18 protein-coding genes are annotated in these 18290 nt (G+C 49.4%); all 18 read right to left on the minus strand.

All coding sequences use genetic code 11. The annotated features are described in order from the left end of the window. Positions 1-54 precede the first annotated feature (54 nt). The 18 genes from AC4PHM_RS04615 to nhaC all read right to left on the minus strand — a co-directional run bounded on the left by AC4PHM_RS04615 (position 55) and on the right by nhaC (position 18151). Positions 55-438 (minus strand): LapA family protein, encoded by a 384-nt coding sequence (locus tag AC4PHM_RS04615; protein ID WP_492019728.1) that lies wholly within the window; start codon positions 436-438, stop codon positions 55-57. 237 nt (positions 439-675) lie between these two features. Then, positions 676-1563 carry a protein translocase subunit SecF gene (gene secF, locus AC4PHM_RS04620; protein WP_492019730.1) on the minus strand — a complete coding sequence of 296 codons (888 nt, stop codon included), beginning with the start codon at positions 1561-1563 and terminating at the stop codon, positions 676-678. A gap of 11 nt (positions 1564-1574) precedes the next feature. After that, on the minus strand, positions 1575-2876 hold the full coding sequence (gene secD / locus AC4PHM_RS04625) for a protein translocase subunit SecD (RefSeq protein WP_492019732.1): 1302 nt from the start codon (positions 2874-2876) through the stop codon (positions 1575-1577). After that, positions 2866-3399, minus strand: coding sequence for a gamma carbonic anhydrase family protein (locus tag AC4PHM_RS04630; RefSeq protein WP_492019734.1), 534 nt, complete (start codon positions 3397-3399; stop codon positions 2866-2868). The genes secD and AC4PHM_RS04630 overlap by 11 nt, the downstream gene beginning before the upstream one ends. After that, entirely contained in the window at positions 3396-4754 is a 1359-nt protein-coding gene (scfB, locus tag AC4PHM_RS04635) for a thioether cross-link-forming SCIFF peptide maturase (RefSeq protein ID WP_492020458.1), read from the minus strand. The genes AC4PHM_RS04630 and scfB overlap by 4 nt, the downstream gene beginning before the upstream one ends. 147 nt (positions 4755-4901) lie before the next feature. Continuing rightward, on the minus strand, positions 4902-5042 hold the full coding sequence (scfA, locus tag AC4PHM_RS04640) for a six-cysteine ranthipeptide SCIFF (RefSeq protein ID WP_492019736.1): 141 nt from the start codon (positions 5040-5042) through the stop codon (positions 4902-4904). Between the two features lie 218 nt (positions 5043-5260). Then, on the minus strand, positions 5261-5530 hold the full coding sequence (gene yajC / locus AC4PHM_RS04645) for a preprotein translocase subunit YajC (protein ID WP_291404133.1): 270 nt from the start codon (positions 5528-5530) through the stop codon (positions 5261-5263). Between the two features lie 37 nt (positions 5531-5567). Continuing rightward, positions 5568-6698, minus strand: coding sequence for a tRNA guanosine(34) transglycosylase Tgt (tgt, locus tag AC4PHM_RS04650; RefSeq protein WP_492019737.1), 1131 nt, complete (start codon positions 6696-6698; stop codon positions 5568-5570). Between the two features lie 25 nt (positions 6699-6723). Continuing rightward, a complete protein-coding gene (queA, locus tag AC4PHM_RS04655) occupies positions 6724-7746 on the minus strand; it encodes a tRNA preQ1(34) S-adenosylmethionine ribosyltransferase-isomerase QueA (RefSeq protein ID WP_492019738.1) in 1023 nt (340 codons plus the stop codon). A 78-nt stretch (positions 7747-7824) separates the two neighbouring features. After that, on the minus strand, positions 7825-9516 hold the full coding sequence (locus AC4PHM_RS04660) for a SpoIID/LytB domain-containing protein (protein WP_492019740.1): 1692 nt from the start codon (positions 9514-9516) through the stop codon (positions 7825-7827). Between the two features lie 13 nt (positions 9517-9529). After that, positions 9530-10588 (minus strand): Holliday junction branch migration DNA helicase RuvB, encoded by a 1059-nt coding sequence (gene ruvB / locus AC4PHM_RS04665; RefSeq protein WP_492019741.1) that lies wholly within the window; start codon positions 10586-10588, stop codon positions 9530-9532. A 31-nt stretch (positions 10589-10619) separates the two neighbouring features. Beyond that, positions 10620-11216, minus strand: a complete 597-nt coding sequence (gene ruvA / locus AC4PHM_RS04670) for a Holliday junction branch migration protein RuvA (RefSeq protein ID WP_492019743.1) — start codon at positions 11214-11216, stop codon at positions 10620-10622. A gap of 82 nt (positions 11217-11298) precedes the next feature. After that, positions 11299-12042 carry a radical SAM protein gene (locus tag AC4PHM_RS04675; RefSeq protein ID WP_492019744.1) on the minus strand — a complete coding sequence of 248 codons (744 nt, stop codon included), beginning with the start codon at positions 12040-12042 and terminating at the stop codon, positions 11299-11301. Then, positions 12039-12407, minus strand: a complete 369-nt coding sequence (locus tag AC4PHM_RS04680; RefSeq protein WP_291404147.1) for a zinc ribbon domain-containing protein — start codon at positions 12405-12407, stop codon at positions 12039-12041. The genes AC4PHM_RS04675 and AC4PHM_RS04680 overlap by 4 nt, the downstream gene beginning before the upstream one ends. Positions 12408-12551: 144 nt before the next feature. After that, entirely contained in the window at positions 12552-13991 is a 1440-nt protein-coding gene (locus AC4PHM_RS04685; protein WP_492019746.1) for a DUF4179 domain-containing protein, read from the minus strand. Between the two features lie 3 nt (positions 13992-13994). Beyond that, on the minus strand, positions 13995-14657 hold the full coding sequence (locus AC4PHM_RS04690; protein ID WP_492019747.1) for an RNA polymerase sigma factor: 663 nt from the start codon (positions 14655-14657) through the stop codon (positions 13995-13997). A 271-nt stretch (positions 14658-14928) separates the two neighbouring features. Then, entirely contained in the window at positions 14929-16437 is a 1509-nt protein-coding gene (locus tag AC4PHM_RS04695) for a YjjI family glycine radical enzyme (RefSeq protein WP_492019748.1), read from the minus strand. 310 nt (positions 16438-16747) lie between these two features. Further along, complete coding sequence (gene nhaC / locus AC4PHM_RS04700) at positions 16748-18151, minus strand: Na+/H+ antiporter NhaC (RefSeq protein ID WP_492019749.1); 1404 nt, start codon at positions 18149-18151, stop codon at positions 16748-16750. Between the last annotated feature and the right edge of the window lie 139 nt (positions 18152-18290).

The following is an 18290-nucleotide window of genomic DNA, read 5'->3' on the forward strand; positions in this document are numbered from 1 at the left end:
TGCAGGTCTGACCCCGTCGGTGAAGTTTTGCGGGTCTGACCCCGTCTGTCTCTTCTAAAGCCTCTCGACGCCTTCTGATTGAGCAGGCACTTCTGCCGGAGTTTGGACCGGCTCCGCCGGAACCGCCTGTTCCTCAGCTGCTACAGACGCTTCCTCTTCAAATATTGCGATTCTCTCCTTGAGAGCTGCAATCTCCATTTCACTCTGTTTTAACTTTTTAGTCAAATCCTTCATTTTCAAAGAACTCTTGACCTTGTTGACCAAGTTCATCATGTAGACAGAGATAGCACCGAGGATCGCTGCAATTAAAATAACGAGGGCTTGAGAAATTTCAAACTTCTTAAAAAGTAGATTTATGGTCACCACATCGCCGTTTAATAGAGCAAAAATAGCCACCAGGACTGCGAAGATCAGTGCGACAATAAAAGTTGACTGCATATTGGTTCCTCCTCAGTTTTATCATCAGCCACCCGCCATTACCTTCTGGCACCAGATTGGCGGATACCTTGTTAATCCTATTATACCTTCATTCCAACCAATCACGACAGTAATTTCCATCTAAATTAAAAAACATCCGCTGCAGACCGCATTCACAGCAAAAAAAAAGGAAGGCAGTCTGTTCGGAGCAATCACCAGATTCACCCCGAGCAGCACCTTCCCTTTATGGCATATAAATTATTCGTTCTTCCCCACGGTGCCATCTTTCCATTTTGCCCAAATAGGACTTGCAATAAAAATGGAAGAGTACGTCCCCACCATGATGCCCAGCATCAACGGCAAGGCAAAGTCTTTAATGGACGCCACCCCAAGCACGTAGAGCGATCCAATAACCAGCACTGTAGTCAATGAGGTATTGATGGTTCTTGACAAGGTCTGACGAATACTTTCGTTGGCGATCTTGGCATGTGATGTCTTTTTCATCAATTTAACATTTTCTCGCACCCGGTCAAAAACAACAATGGTATCGTTTATGGAATAACCCACTATTGTCAAGACTGCAGCGATAAAGGAACCGTTGACCGGAATCCTGAAAATGGCATAAATCGATACTAAGATCAGCACGTCGTGCAAGAGCGCCAGAATCGAAGCCGCACCATAAATAAATTCAAATCTCAAGGTCACATAAATAAGCATCCCTGCGCCAGCTAACAAAATAGCAATAAGCGCATTATTTCTGGTATCCGCACCAAAACTAGGACCGAACTGCTCTGCGGCGATTAAATCCTCTTCCTGAAGGTCATAGCGCTGTCCGAGAGCCTCAAAAACGGCTTTGCGCTCATTGTTTCCAAGAGACACTTTAGTTCGGATAATAACCTCATCCTTTTCGCTTCCGGCGCTTAGAACCTCTTCATCGAGATTAAACGGAGCAAGAATTGTCCTGACTTCTTGAGTTTCTACCGTTTCACCCAAATGAATCTGCATCATGGTACCGCCCGTGAAATCCAGACCATAATTCAGTCCTCTGGCGACAGCAAAAACTCCGCCAACAACCATCACCATTAAAGAAAGCAACAACCAAAGTCGAAGTCTTTCAACAATTCGAAAATCAAATTCACGTTTCATGCCGTCACCCCCTATAGACCATACAATTTAACATTGTTGGCAAACTTAAACGACAGTGACGACCTGATCAGAATCCGTGTGACAACTATTGCCGTAAACATGCTGGTAGCTATACCAATCATGAGCGTCACAGCGAAGCCCTGAACCGGACCCGAACCAAAATAGTACAAAATGATCGCGGCTATAAAAGTCGTGACGTTAGAGTCGACAATGGTATGCATAGCCCTATGAAAGCCGGAATTTATAGCAGCCCGCAGTGACTTTCCATTACGAACCTCTTCCTTGACCCGCTCAAATATGATGACATTTGCATCTACCGCCATACCCACAGACAAGACTATGCCCGCGATACCCGGCAGCGTCAGAGTCGCCTTGAGCCCAACCAGGATAAACAGCACCAGGCTGGCATATAAAGCCAGCGCAATACTGGCAACCACGCCCGGATATCTATAATAGCCAATCATAAACAACACTACAATGCTAAAGCCTATAGCCGCGGCTGTTATCCCTGATTTTAAAGCCCCTATCCCCAGCGTCGCCCCAATAATCGAGGTCTGCACCTCTTCGAGTTCAATCGGGAGCGCACCGCCTCGGATCAGCGATGCCAGCATGCTGGCATCCTCAAAGGTGAAGTTGCCTGAAATAATTGCATTGCCATCTATAATTTCCACTCGCGTATAGGGCGCCGAAATGACCTCGTTGTCGAGCAGAATCGCGATCTGTCCGCCGTTGACCGGATCGAAATTCTTCGCCAGAGCAGTCGCTTCGCGGAACAGCTTTGTCCCCTCAGAATTAAACACTAACCCGACTGCAGGGTTGTTGTATTCATCCATCGATACCATGGAGTCTTTTACCTGCGCGCCGCTAAGAATCGGCGTATGCACAAAATCCTCGCCCTTCATGCCTTCTTGGGCAAACGAGGCTTTATCAACCAAAACAAACTCGAGCTTAGCAGTTTTGCCAATAGATTCAATCGCCGCTGTGGCATCCGTCACACCGGGCATCTCAATCCGAATCCGGTCTTCTCCTTGCCGCGAAATTTTCGGTTCAGTGAGTCCCAGGGAATCTACACGCTTGGACAAAATCCCAATGGACTGATCAATGGCAGCCGTCAGCTCATCCCCGGTCAAATCCGTCTTCGCTTCGTAAACGATCGCCACGCCGCCTTCTATATCCAGGCCAAGCTTTATGCTGTCCTGAATGGACTTGAGTTCAAGCGGACCAAGCTTCAATCCGTTCAAAGCGCTGAATACCGTCAGCGCGATCAGAACCAGGATCGTAAAAAACGCAACTTTCTGGGTGCTAGGCTTCATCCTCGGTCTCCTCCTGCGCCATCATGGCGTATTCCTTCGAAAATTCAACATACGTTCGAGCGGACTGCTTCAGATGCGCCAGTTCCCTTTCATCCAGCTGCCGCGACACCCGCCCCGGACTGCCAATCACCAGCGAGCCAGAAGATATGCGTTTCCCTGGCGGCACCAGGGCGCCGGCACCAATAATGACGTCGTCCTCAATAATAGCACCGTCGAGCACTATAGCACCCATGCCCACCAGAACGCGGCTGCCGATGGTCGCACCATGGACAATCGCGCCATGGCCAACGGTGACATCCTCTCCCAATACACAGGGATTGTGAGCATCCACGTGCAGTACCGCATTATCCTGGATATTGGACCTCGCCCCAACTCGGATCTCATTCATGTCCCCACGAAGCGCGGCGCCAAACCAGACACTGGCATCCTCAGCAATGTAAACCTGCCCAATGACATCCGCAGTTTTAGCCACCCAGGCACTCTCATCAATTTGCGGCAGGATATTTTTGAATCTCCTGATCATAAACTCGCCTCCGACATTTCTTTGGCTTTAATGTAAATAGCGCACTCAATGCGTTTCTTCTCCATGTCACAGCCTATTTCATAAGGCACCCGGATGTCGTGATTGAAATTGTAAGCATTGGCATGACAGCCGCCGCTGCAGTAAAACTTCGCCCAGCAGGAACGGCACGCCTGCTTCTCGTAGACATGGACCTTTGAGAAATCATCGGCCAAACGCGTTTCAAAAGTTCCTTGATCCACATTGCCCATGACAAAATCCGTATTGCCCACAAACTGGTGGCACGGATAAATGTCACCCTCCGGGGTCACCGCGATATATTCGCTCCCCGCGCCACACCCGGAAACCCGCTTGATGACACAAGGGCCCTGGTTCAAGTCAATCATGAAATGAAAGAACTTGAAGGCTCGGTCCGTACCTGAACGTTCGATCAAAGTTTCCGCCAAAGCGTCATACTGTTCGAAAACCGTTTTCATGTCCTCAGCAGTCAGCGTATAGTCATGATGCGGTTCAGACACAACGGGCTCTACAGAAGTCAGCGTAAAGCCCTGGTCAGCCAGGTGCACGACGTCCTTGGCAAAATCCGTGTTGAAATGTGTAAAGGTCCCCCGTACATAATAAGTCTTGTCTCCACGGCGCTCAACAAGTTTTTTGAACTTTGGCAGGATCACGTCATAGGTGCCTTGACCGTTGACCGCAGGACGCATAAAGTCATTGACCTCCGGTCTGCCGTCTATAGACAGAACCACGTTGTCCATATGCTCATTGATAAACTCAATCTTGTCATCATCCAGCAAAATGCCGTTGGTGGTGATGGTAAATCTGAAATGCTTGTTGCTTGCAGCTTCAAGGGAACGACCATACGCTACAAGGTCTTTGACCACCTCAAAGTTCATCAGAGGCTCTCCGCCAAAAAAATCCACTTCTAGGTTGCGGCGGTTTCCTGAATGCGAGACCAGGAAATCAAAGGCCCGCTTTCCCGTTTCCAGCGGCATGAGCAGTCGCTCGCCGTGAAAATCTCCCTGGGAGGCAAAGCAGTACTTGCATCGAATGTTACAGTCGTGAGCCACATGCAGGCACAGCGCCTTGATGATGGGCTGCTTTTTAAACGCGGACGAATCCAGATAGTCGTCCGGACTGAACAGCTGCCCCATCTCGATGAGGGCATCGATTTCCTCGAGGCCTTCGCGAACGACACCATCGGCATACGCACCGGAAAGGGCAGCCACAGCGGCCTCCTTGTCCGGATCAGGATAGAAGTCCAGCAATCTATAAATCATTGGGTCGACCACATGAATGGCACCGCTGTGAACATCCAGTACAATGTGCATGCCGCCCTGTTCGTATTTATGAATCATTGTTTTTTTGCCTCCGCTCTCACTCTTGAGCATAAACACAGAAAAAGCAGCTTTCGCTGCTCTGACTGTATGTATGCGGTCATATTGCAGTGCTGACATCCGCGTGGGAATCCCCTGGGTTGCCAAGCCCTTCTTATGTAGAAGGTCTTATTTGTTCTCGCACTCCTGATTGCCAACTGTGCAAGATGTTTTGCAGGCCGACTGGCAGGATGTCTGGCATTCGCCGCAGCCGCCGTGAGAAGCGCTTTCCTTCAGCGTACCTTGGTTCAGCGTTTTAATGTGCTTCATGAGATGACCTCCCTTCATAGAACTAAATCATGCCTATTATAGCATAAACCTTTTCAAGTAAAAAGACTGAAGATATTGAACCGTGCAGGAGGCGGACGAGTTCCGGCAACCTGCAGCGAAGTCAAAAGGTCTGCTTGATCACGGGTTTACCTGAAGCGGCGGCGGATTCTCCCTTGAAATTCCACCGCGCCGGTAAGGACACATGGCCAGATGCGCGTCTATTTCTGAACGACGATGCTGCCAACTGCCCATTTTTTGAATGTCAATTCTGTGCCGCTAGGTCGCACGCGAAGAACAACATCCTCATCCATGACTGAGACGACTTGTCCAACCACGCCGCCGATGGTCACGACTTCATCACCCGCCGAAATGTTATCCCGCATACTCTTCAGCTCTTTGTTTTTCTTTTGCTGCGGACGAATGAGCATGAAGTAGAAAATCAGGAAAAACACGACGACGTAAAGCAGAGTTCCGTAAGTACCGCCCATAGTGTAAGCCTCCTATTCTTTGCTGTCTGATGCAATTTTACTCGCTCTCTTCTACAGTATAACCGTATTTGAGAAAAAATTCATCCTTAAAATCAAGAAGTCTGTCATCCATAATGGCTTGTCTGACATTTTTCATGAGTTCAATGAGGAAAAACAGGTTGTGATAGGTCATGAGCCTCGAGGAAAGAATCTCATCCGCTTTGTACAGGTGTCTCAGATAAGCTTTGGTGTAGTTGCGGCAAGTGTAACAGCCGCAGTTTGGATCAAGAGGAGAAAAATCATCATAGTATTTCGCATTCTTAATGACAACTTTGCCGACGGAGGTCATAGCAGTGCCATTTCTGGCAATCCGTGTCGGAAGGACACAGTCAAACATGTCCACCCCGCGCAGGACACCTTCAAGAAGGTCGTCCGGGCTTCCCACGCCCATCAAATATCGCGGCTTGTCTTCCGGCAGATACGGGGTGGTTTGCTCCAGAATTTCGTACATGATAGGCTTAGGCTCACCGACGGATAATCCGCCAATCGCATAGCCTGGGAATCCTATCGCTGTAATTTCCTCTGCACTTTGTTTTCTGAGATCCGGGTACATGCCGCCTTGCACTATGCCAAAGAGCGCCTGCTGATCCGGCTTTTTATGGGCTTCCTTGCAGCGTGCCGCCCAGCGCGAGGTGCGCTCCAGGGATTTCTTCACGTAGTCGCGCTCCGCGGGATAAGGCGCGCATTCGTCAAAAGCCATAATAATATCCGCGCCCAGCGCATTTTCAATCTCAATGGCGCGCTCTGGACTGAGGAAGTGTTTAGCCCCATCAAGATGAGACCTGAATTCAACGCCTTCCTCAGTAATTTTTCTGAGATCTCCCAGACTAAAGACCTGAAAGCCGCCGCTGTCCGTCAGGATAGGATGATGCCAGTTCATAAACTTGTGAAGGCCGCCCGCTTTTTCTACCAATTCATGACCCGGTCTCAAAAACAAGTGGTAGGTGTTGGAGAGGATAATCTGGGCTTCCATGTCCTCAAGTTCTTCAGGGGTCATTGCCTTGACCGTAGCTTGGGTGCCCACAGGCATAAAAATTGGGGTATCGATTACGCCATGGGGCGTATGCAGGCGGCCAAGGCGCGCGCCGCTCTGTTTGCAGGTCTTGATGAGTTCAAATTGAATGGCCATGGTTGCCTCCTAATAAGATCTAACTTTACAAAATCAGCATGGCGTCGCCAAAGCTGAAAAATCTGTAGCGCTCTTTCACTGCCTCACGATAAGCGGACAGAACGTGCTCCCTGCCGGCCAATGCACTGACCAGCATAATGAGGGTTGACTCAGGGAGATGAAAGTTAGTGATGAGACCATCGACCACTTTAAACGTGTAGCCGGGATAGATAAATATATCCGTCCAGCCTGAGCACGCCTGAAGGGTTTCATGGCGCCCCGCAGCACTTTCAAGGGTTCTGACCGAGGTCGTGCCTACTGCAATGACGCGATTGCCAGCTGATTTCGCCTGCTTGATCTTTCTCACCGCATCCTCACTGATTTCAAAGTATTCAGCATGCATGACATGATCGTGTATAGACTCAGACTTGACTGGTCTGAAGGTGCCCAGCCCCACATGCAATGTGATGCGGGCGATTGTCACACCTTTCTCCTCGATTGCGCCCAGCAAGTCCTCATCGAAATGAAGACCAGCGGTTGGCGCTGCCGCAGAGCCATATTTGTTTGAGTACACAGTCTGATAGCGCTCCGCATCCTCCAGAGTTTCGCGAATGTACGGCGGCAGCGGCATTGTGCCCAGCCTGTCCAGGACCTCCTCGAAAATCCCGTCATAGTTGAACCTCACCAGTCGCGTGCCTTCTTCAGACAGGTCTTCAATAACCGCACTCAAAGAGCCGTCCCCAAATTCAAAGGTGTCACCGGGACGTGCCTTTTTTCCTGGTTTGACGAGGGTCTGCCAGAGATCTCCTTCAACACGCTTCAGCAGAAGAAATTCCACGGCAGCCCCGGAGCGCCTGCGTCCAAAAAGTCTGGCCGGCAGAACCCGGGTATCGTTGATAACCAGGCAATCCCCTGGCTGAAGATGGTGCAGCACATCCCTGAATGTCTCATGGCGAAGCGCGCCAGTCTCTTTGTCCATAAAGAGGAGTCTCGAAGCAGCTCGGTCTTTAAGCGGTGTTTGAGCGATCAGGTCCTCTGGTAAATCAAAATAAAAATCACTTGTTTTCATATTTTGAAGTTGCTCCTTATATCATTGATATAATTTTAAAATAGTTAGCCTTTCATACCGGCTATAAGATGCGGCATTCTACTTTATTCTGGTGTTGACATAGTAATGGGTCAAAATCTGTACGTAGTTCATGCCAAGATCCGCCATGGCTTTCGCGCCCCACTGGCTCATCCCAACGCCGTGACCAAAGCCATAGCCTTTGAAGACAATGGTGGCACTGCCGGATCCAGACGTCACCACAGTATTGGTCGGCTTAAACGCCGTCACGCCTGAAGCTGACAGCAATGTCACTTCCGAAGATCCAAGTGTCGCCTGCCCGCCTGCCCCTTCTACGACAAGGCGATCCACAGGTAAAGCAGTCTTGCTCCCGGCGGATTCCAGCGTCAGCGCTCCACTCGTGCCTGGCACTGCGCTGCCGCCCCCTTCAATGGTATACCAAGAGCTGCGGATATCATACGTCCCCAGGATGTAGCGTGCCTTTTCCTTGGTGGCCACATAATCTCCGTCCCGACCGACAAACACCGTTTCCAGCGCCCGTCCGTTCGGTGACACTTTGGTGACGTAGATCCCAATCAATGGACCAATATTGATATTCTTGCTCTTTAAAATATCGTCCACTTGCGCTGTGGTATAGGTTTTAGACCAGGTGGCCGATGGCTGCCCAAGAGAATAAGGATCATCCACCGACTTGAGGTAAGGCGTCACCGCCGACCAGACATATTCAGAGTTTTCTGTGCGTCCACCACTGTTGGAGTGGAAAAACGCAGTAATGGGCTTGTTGTCGTGTACCAAAAGCTTTCCCCAGGTCTCGTCCACGGCATCGTTAGAGCGCGGCCGTTCGACACTGGCGCCGCCGTACACCTGACAGTCCTGCAAATTACATAGATCGAAGCCCCATTTGCTGTGCTTGCCTAAGGAGGCATAGGCGTAATTGCGCGCCGCGACTGCTTGGGCTTTCAATGCCTCCAGCGGCCATTCTCCCGACATTTCCCGGGGCAGAACGCCGTACAGGTAGGGTTCAATTCCAATGTAATTGATGACGGTTGGGTCGCTGTCAGTGAATCTCTGTACACCAATGGCACCGCGGTATTTTCTGCTTTCAAAGCCAATCAGGTCTCCATCAGTCTGAGGCAAAACCGCAAAGACCGCGTCACTCGTATCATAATACATAAAAATTGAGGTGTTGTCGACGATCATGATCGCTTTGTCATTGACCGGTGCAGGCATCAGTGAAATTTGCGGCAGTACCGACTCGATTTCAGCTTTTTTTGCTGTCCGCTCAGCCTCGGACTGATAAGCGCCCACATAGACTTTCCAGCCGTCATCATAGGCCGGAAACAGGTCTTGAAGCTGTATTGAAGTCTGATCCAGAAACTGCCGCATTTCAAGATAGGTTCCAAAATCCGGCCCTACCTGCAGATGGTATGGTCCAAAGTAGGCACCGCTGCTTCCGGTTGGTGTGCCGATGGTCTCGCCGACCGCCCTCGTATTCTTAATGACATAGAGGGTATTGAGCGGCAATATGGCGCCGGTGTCCGAAAACGCCCCCGCACCGTCCACTGTAACAAGCTTAAACCCGCTGGTTGAAGTCAAAATGGACGTCGCGTCCGTGATGCTGTTGAATTTGATGCCAACGCGAAACTGACGATCCGGGCTTGCTTCCACAGCATAGGAAAAATCTGCATTAAAAGCCAACAGAACTGACAAAAGACATAAAGTCAACAGGATCCAGGCCGGCTTCGCGTTAATTGTATTTTTTTTATAAATCACGTTCAACCTCACCTCATTCCTCAAGACTGATCTCCAGTTGATTGAAAGGAACCTCTGCTGCAATCTGCCCCTGGGGATCCAGATTGAGATATCGGTACCCGCTTCGCGTTATGACGCGGCCTCTCGGCGTCCGGTTAATAAAGCCGAGCTGCAGCAGGAATGGCTCGATGACGTCTTCAATGGTCCCCTGCTCTTCACCGGTAGCGGCCGACAGGGTACTTATTCCAACCGGTCCGCCGTCAAACTTTTCAGCAATGGCGTATAGGAGCCTGCGATCGGCTTTGTCGAGACCGGAATCATCAATATCAAGCATTTTGAGCGCATAGCGCGCGACTTCTATATCGATGGTATCGCTGCCGCCCACCTGAGCGAAGTCGCGGACTCGTCTCAGTATGCGGTTGACAATCCGTGGCGTGCCACGGCTTCTGCGGGCAATCTCCCAGGCAGCGTCATCGTGAATCCCAATGCCCAGGATGTCAGCGGATCGCCGTACAATCAGGTGCAGCTCACGCTCGCTGTAAAGATCCAGCTGAAGCATAACGCCAAAACGGTCTCTTAAAGGCGATGTCAAAAGCCCCGCTCTGGTGGTGGCGCCCACCAAGGTAAAGCGTGGGAGCTGAAGTCGGATGGACCTGGCTTCAGAGCCCTTGCCTATGATAATGTCAAGGGCATAATCCTCCATAGCCGGATAAAGGACTTCCTCCACCGCACGGCTGAGTCGGTGGATCTCATCAATAAAAAGGACATCTTTGTCCCTCAGCGTGTTTAAGATGGCTGCCAGATCTCCGGGACGCTCAATCGCGGGACCTGAGGTGATGCGGATATTGACGCCCAGCTCATTGGCAATGATGTTCGACAGGGTTGTTTTGCCGAGTCCGGGAGGTCCATAGAGAAGGACATGGTCCAGCGCTTCAGAGCGGTATTTGGCAGCCTCAATGAAGACGCCCAGTTTCTCCTTGTTGCGTTCCTGTCCAATGTATTCCTTGAGATTTTTCGGTCGAAGACTGCCTTCCTGCAGAACGTCTTCTTCTATAAGATCCGGCGTGATAAAGCGGTCAAATCCTGAGTCCAAGGGCAGTGCCTCCTTTCACGTGGTGCTTGGTTTAAAGAATCGCCATCAGCCCAAGGGCCTGGCGGATAACGTCTTCGACGGTCAGGTCACGGCTGTCTATGCGTGAGATGATCTTCTCGACGTCGGATTTTCTGTAACCCAGGGCCATCATGGCTTCTATGGCATCTGAAACGACACCGACGTTTTTAGGCATAGAAAAACCGTCTGCCTCCGGCAGCGCGGACAGTGTTTTGGAGAATTTGTCTCTCAGCTCCAGTACAATGCGCTGGGCTGTTTTTTTGCCGACGCCAGGTGCTTTCGTAAGACCATCGGCATCCCCCAGAATTATCATGCGGGTAAGTTCAAGGTAATGAATGCCCGACAGGGCGGCGATGGCAACCTTAGCGCCTATGCCCGTAACTGTGGTCAGCAGGCGAAAGACCTTCAGCTCGTCCTCAGTGGAGAAGCCCACCAGGGTCATGCTGTCCTCGCGGACGATCAGGGAGGTGAAGAAGGTGACAGTCTCCCCCACTTTGCAGGCCATAGCGCTGGTCGCCGAGGTGGAGATGCTGTAGCCTATATTGCCGACTTCGAGAATAACCCGGTCGGGATGTAAAACGGCGACAACGCCGCGAAAATATTCATACATGGGGCAGCCTCCTAAAATGGTGCAGTGATGTTTCGCAGACGGCAAGCCGCGAATGCTGCGCCTCGCGGTGATTCCGTGAGACTTAAACTAAAATGACTTGCTTAAGGCCTGTTTCCAGCGCTACTTTTTCTAATTTTTCCATTTCCGTATGGCTTGGCATAGTTTTGTCCTTAAATTGGCCAACAACACCATGGGGCCTGAAGCGAATCAGTTTGTAGCGGGTTTCAGGAGCGTGAGCTGCAAGCACCCTGCTGACATAGGACACAGTGGCAGCATTGTCAGGCCATTCAGGTACGATGACCGTTCGCACTTCATAGAGTGTCTGTTCCTGTGCCATACGCTGCAAATTCTCAAGAACCCTTTGATTGTTCTTACCGGTTAGGATCTTGTGTGCTGCTGGATTGACTGTTTTGACATCCAGCATGAAGCCGTCGACCCAAGGTTTGATGCATTCGTAAAAAGCCTGATCAAAGTCGCCGTTGGTATCGATCAGGACGTCTAAATCCTCTCTTTTCAGGGCTTTGACTAGCGCCAGGAGAAATTCGGGCTGCAGGGTGCATTCACCGCCTGAAATAGTCACACCGGAAATAAACAGGCGGTATTTGAGTACCTCTTGAACGACGTCTTCAGGTGACCTGAGAGGCGCTTCACCAGTGCTCAGATTGCTGCCAAGAGCAATGGTCTCAGGATTGTGGCAATAGCCACACCTGAAGCTGCAGCCCTGGAGAAAGATGATGGTTCTGTTGCCAGGCCCATCCACTGAACTAAAGGGCAGGATCCTGCGGACATAGCCCATGGGGCTTAGGTTTTGAACTTGGTCTTTCACTGCTTTTCTCCGCATTTTGGACAGAAGGCGTGGGATTTGTCGATTTCAGCGCCGCAGGATTTGCAGAATCTGAGGGGCTTGCCTTTTTTGACCGTTTTGAGATCCCAGTAGGTCAATTCTTCCGTAGGATTTTCCTCGTAGGCCTGTCCTTTTTCTTTTTTCAGTTCAAAGACACTTTTGCAGGAAGGACACACGCAAAAGTAGTTTAAATTCCAGCGAACGGTTGGTATAAAAAAGACGTGAAAGGTGTTGTACCTCTTGATGACTTTTTTCGGCAGAGTACTGTTGCATTCCTTGCATTCCACCTGGCTGTCTCTGAGTAACTTATCCTTGCTTGTGATTCCGAATACGCCTATAAAAAACATGTCGTCATCTCCTAAAAGACATCATGAACCTGAGTTTTAGCAATCATTTACCATTATAGCATATTTGTTCGCTTCTGTGAGGGATAAGTTGCGGCAGCGCAGAGAGGGGAACTCAAATTGTAGATGAGTTCCCCTCTTTAAAAGCTAGTCGATTTTTTTAATTGCTACAGGTTCCAACACCTCATCATCCATCGGCACAAACAGGGAAAGGTAAATGCGATCTACCTCTGACGTTTCAGGAACCCCAATGTTGAATGCCATGCCATCCTCCGCTTGCCACATTCCCAAGGACATTTCTGCCGGATCCGGTTCCATCCGAACCGCTCCAAATTCATGCCCGCCATAATCAGGGTTTTCATCGAACATACCAGGCCTTAGAAATTCATAAGTGATCCATGGCTTCTCAGACTCTTTGCCAGACATATCGCTGAGTGCCGAGACTTCGCGTCCCTTATACACAATAATCTCGCTCTGGTTCGGAAGCTCTGAATGAATGGTTTCAGTTGAAACATCAAAATACACCGTACTTAAAAGGTTGGATTGCCATGCTGTTCTCTTAGGATCTATCCCAATAAACATTTTTCCGTCCAGTTCAAAGCGGCTGATGCTGGCTTTGAATTCCATGGACTGCTCAGCGACATCAGCATCCGAATTCAGTTTGCCCATACTGTCAAAATAAATTTTGTCTCCATTCTGATCCATAAGATAGAGGCCAATATTTAAATCCTTAACGCCTTCTGCCGGCAGCAGCCTTGCTTTGACGCTGGCATTGATGACGCCTACATTGATTTCCTCAATTTCAAGCTTGCCATAATCAGCTATCTCCAGCGGCTGGTTTAATTCATATTGAACAGATTCACGGGATAATGACGCATCAAGGGACACAGGAAAGAGAAACACTTTATTGTCTATGGTAAATGCCAGTGAAAATTGAGATGGGATTTCATGCCCATAGGTTTTGATTTCAGAAAGTCGAACTTCTTCCCCCATGCCTGAAAAGTCAATGCCGATAGCAGCTTTGAAATCAGGAATCTCCAGGGACAGCTCGACAAATTCCTCAGCATGATCACCCGTAATCGAATAATACACGGCCAGGGTCTGCTGATCAGCGACCACACCATTGAGTGTGATTTCCGTATTGTCAATTTCGATTGACTCGTTAATAGGCTGATATCGGTCATGCTCAATAGCAGATTTTAGCCCCGGCTTGCCGACCAAATATTCAACCCACTGCCCGACAAGTGGCCATTTCATCATGTTTTCAGCCAGGGATGGGTTAAATTTCGCGCCAATTATGAGGCCGTAAGTCCCAATAATGAAGCTTGCAGCCACAGTTAAAATGCCTCTCATGATTTTCTTTGAGACTTTTGTTTTATTAACATCCTTACTATGCAGGTTTGCGGCTGTGCCTATTAACCCCGTCTGACCATCAAATTGATCGCGCAGGTCTGCGGCTGTGCCTATTGACCCCAGTTGTTCAATCATAAGCGGAAGAGTTTCTTTAGCCCACGTTTCCGAATTCTCTGGCAGAGCCTGTTCACTGAGCACTTTTTCTATTTTTTTATCAAGAAGCCGTTCCTCCATGACTTAGACCTCCCTTCCAGAAACTTTTATGGGATTTGCTGCCGTCAGCTCATGTGCAGCTAAATTCTTTCTTAGCTTCTCACGACCTCTGAACAAACGGCTTTTCACGGTTGATATATCTAACTCAAGCACTTCCGAGATCTTCTTTAAATCATATTCAAGAAAATAGTACATAATTAACGGGATCCGGTAATGATCAGACAGCTGACGTAGAGCACTTTCAATCACGGCCCGCTCCTCTTCCCGCATCAAGACCTCGAGTGGCTCAGGATCCGGGTCAGCGGCTAGTTCAATTTTTAATGCCTGTGCACTATCCTCGGCGTACTGTGGCTCGACCACATTCAGCCATCGCTTTTCCTTGGTATAGTGGTCTCTGTATAAATTGAGACAAATGGTATAGAGCCAGTTGGCCGCGGCCTTCTCCTCACTGATTCCGCTTGGAGAAAGGAGTGCCATATGCTCCGGCAGGATCAGGCGTTCCATGGCCTTGAGAAAGGTTTGCTGATAAAGGTCTTTTGACGCCTCAACTTCTGAGGTTAATTTATAGCTTAATTTTCGAATCATCACATCATGTGTCTTTACAAACACAGCGAGTGAGGCTTTGAGTGCCTCATTAGATTCCGCCGCACCACGTTGGGTGGGTATGTCAGTTTTCAGCCATCCCACAAAAATGCCTCCTTATTTCCTGATCGGATTAGGGGCGATAGGCCCCAGCCGCAACAGGCCCCCGCCGCAACAGGCCATAGCCACGCGGACAAAAATAATTTTTGTACCAGAGCATGCGATATCAGTTCTCTTTTACTTTCTTCTATCATACCTAAACGCACGGTAGTTAAAAAGGTTTCAAAAAAAACGAAAAGGCAGATCACAAGCAGTCAATAAACCAACCACTTGTTTTCTGCCTTATGAAACTGAGTTTATTGACTTTTGCCAAACACTAGAGCAAGCCATCCCTCATGCGAACGCGCCTCTCCAGCACGTGCTGGTTGTCCACAGCGCCTTTCCCCAAAGCCACCGTATCCTGCAGCACCGCTTCTCCCCGTCTCAGCTTCTCAATTTCCGACCGCTTGACCAGATAGCCGGTGATCCGGATTACATCCGCATCTGAAGCATAGGAGGAAAAATAGCGCATCCCTGCATCAAAGGCACCCTTTACAATGTCGACGACCACTTGTGGATTCGCCTTCACCGTCTCATCAAAACTAAAAATGTCGCCAATACCGGATGGAAAATACTTATGATAACGTGCCGCCTGCAGCAAATGCTCATGGATCGGCGGTTCGTCGCCAATAGGAATCCTGCAGCCCGGGCTGGAACCCGCATCAGAATCAATGCCCACCTGTGCGTGGAGCAGATAATGGCCGCCCGTCGCCAAATGCGGATTGAAATGCCCGTTCACAACGGCTTGAATACCTTCAATAATGCGCACCCCAAGATCATCTGCTTCCTGACTGTGACCAAAGCGTCCGCTGCGGCCATCCAGTTTCATGAGGTGGTTGACGGCTTCCGCCAGTCCCACTTCACCCAGCATGGCAGTGAACCGCGCCGGATCAATCAAACCCTCACGAACCAAAAAGCTCGATTCAAAGAAATGACTTTCCTCCACCAAGAATCGAATGCGCTCATCCATGTAATCCATGGCAAGCTGAACCGCTTCCGGCAGCAGTCGCTCGAGATAATCCGCGGATCCCGCCGCCTCAAATGACAATTTGTCGAGCTTTAGCCGTGACAGGGTGTAGCTGCCGCCGCCAACAGGCAGTCCGTTGTAACAGCTGACTATGGCGTAACCATCGGCAAAATCCTCGAATTCTTTTGAAAACATAGCATGATTGGCAAAGCTCGGTTTTGCTGTGATCAACGAAGTGGCGGCCGCGTCCCGCAGGAACTCCGCAGGTGTCTCGGCGCTAACCTTCAAAGTAATATTCGGAATCGCGTCCTGAAGCTCTCGCTCCGCCCTCAAAATCAAAGTCCCAGCTCGCGTTGGCTCAGGGCCGAGGTTCGCATGGCAAAAAGAATCCGTAATAGTCCGGTCAATGTGCTTCAGGAACAGCTTGATCGTCTTAAAAGCCCTCTCCTCATCTTCAATAAAAGGATCCAGGAGCGTATCCAGGCCGCCAATATAAACCGGAAAAGTCGAAATGGACGGGATGTGCTTGTACAGGATCAGCAGCGCGTGAACAGCCTCCTCCAGATCCTGAGGCGGATCGATTTCCAGAAACTTGCTGCCCTGCTTCATAAACTTTTCAAAATTAACAACGACATACCGCGGTCTGTAAGGCGCATGACCCTCAAACAGGTCACACAAAATATCCCGGTCCCTCAGTGACTGAACCGCCGCCGGAATGTTCAGCACCTCGATTGAATCCTCTGCGGCCCTGGCCAGGGAAATCACCTTTTGCTCATAGGTCAGCACAGGATCTTGAATGATGGACAAAATGTTACCCATGGTTGTCACCCTTTCATTATAAAACACGCTGAAAATGCGTCGATCAGTTCACTGTGAATATCTTTGCTTCTATTTTAGAACAAAGCCAGGCCTGAATCAACGCCCGCGAATGACATAGCGCAAACTTCAGGACATTTGTCCCTTTAAAGAATTTCTGCCGATAGTCACTTAACCCGTCCAACCAGTCACTTACATGTAAATATAAAAAACACCCCGGTTTCTCCTGAAAGATTCCGGGGTGTTTCCAACTCATTTTAGTTAACCATAACGTTGAACTTATGTAGAACTTTGTCGCCTAATCGATCAAATCCTAAGCTGTTTTCTCGTAACCAGGAAGCTTCTCCATAGTAATGCCAGTGAAGCCATAGAAGATTGAAACGAGCGGATTGATCAGGTTCAGGAAGCAGTATGGCAGGTAGACCAAAGTCGCGACGCCAAGTGTGCCTGACATGAACAGACCACAGGAGTTCCAAGGTACCAGAGGTGAAGTCAGCGTACCGGCATCTTCGAGGACGCGGGAGAGGTTCTTAGGATGGAGACCGCGGTCTTCGTAGATTTGTCTGTACATACGGCCCGGGATAACGATAGCAAGGTATTGGTCGCCAGCCATCATGTTCATGGCAATGATCGTGATGATCGTTGCGAGAACAAGGCTGCCAGTGCCATGAGCAAGTTTCATGATAGAGGAAGCAATAGCTTCAAGCATACCAGACTTCTCCATAACGCCGCCAAAGCTCATAGCGCAAAGGATCAGGGAGACTGTCCACATCATGCTGTCTAGACCGCCGCGGGAAAGCAGGTCGTCAATGACCGCAACACCAGTATCAGAAGTATATCCGTAGTGGGTTGCTTCAACAATCGATGTCATATCCGAGCCTTGGAATAGGAAAGCGAATAAAGCACCTAGGACTGTACCGCCTATGAGTCCTGGAATCGCAGGAACTTTAAAGACGACCATAGCTATGACTAGAACCGGCGCAAGCAGAAGGATCAAGGATATGTTGAAGTTGGCTTCAATGCCCACTAAAATTTCATTGATTGCGGCTGTGTCCAGTTCACTGCCGGCAAATCTCATTCCCAATATACCGTAAAGTATTAAAGCAATAATAAGCGACGGGCCTGTAGTATAGACCATGTGCTTGATGTGATCAAACAGCGTTGATCCAGCCATGGCAGGTGCGAGGTTGGTCGTATCTGACAAAGGTGACATTTTGTCGCCAAAATATGCGCCAGAGATGATTGCACCTGCGACAATACCCGGATTCATGCCGAGACCGATGCCAACGCCGACAAGGGCAATGCCAACTGTACCTGCAGTTGTCCATGAACTCCCTGTTGCAAGAGAGACTATACAGCAGAGCAAACAAGTTGCGACGAGGAAGATGCTAGGAGACAGAAGCTTAAGACCATAATAGATCATGGTAGGTACGATGCCGCCGAGAATCCAGGTACCAATGATCATACCGATGATCATCAGGATCAGGATAGCCTGCATCGCCATTTTGATGGTGTCCACAATTCCATCCTCAAGCTCTTTCCATGTGTAACCGAGCCCGACAACTGCGACTATAGCCGCGACGACTGCTGAGAAGAGAATTGGAAGGTGTGGATCCCCGCCCCAGAACTGCATGGTGACGATCAGTGCCACGATAATGAATGCCATAGGAATGAGTGCGTGACCAAGCGTGGCTTTTTTCTTCATCTTTGTTTCCATTGATGAATTCCTCCTTTGCATAAGATAGTTCATTATACATGAGAGGTTACAAAAAAATTCAAAAACGTTCACAAAAGGATAACAAAAATGTCACAAATAATTTAGAATGATCTAAAAATTATGCAGTCCAGTCAGAAAA

It is taken from the genome of Acidaminobacter sp. QWL-03 (assembly GCF_058683855.1).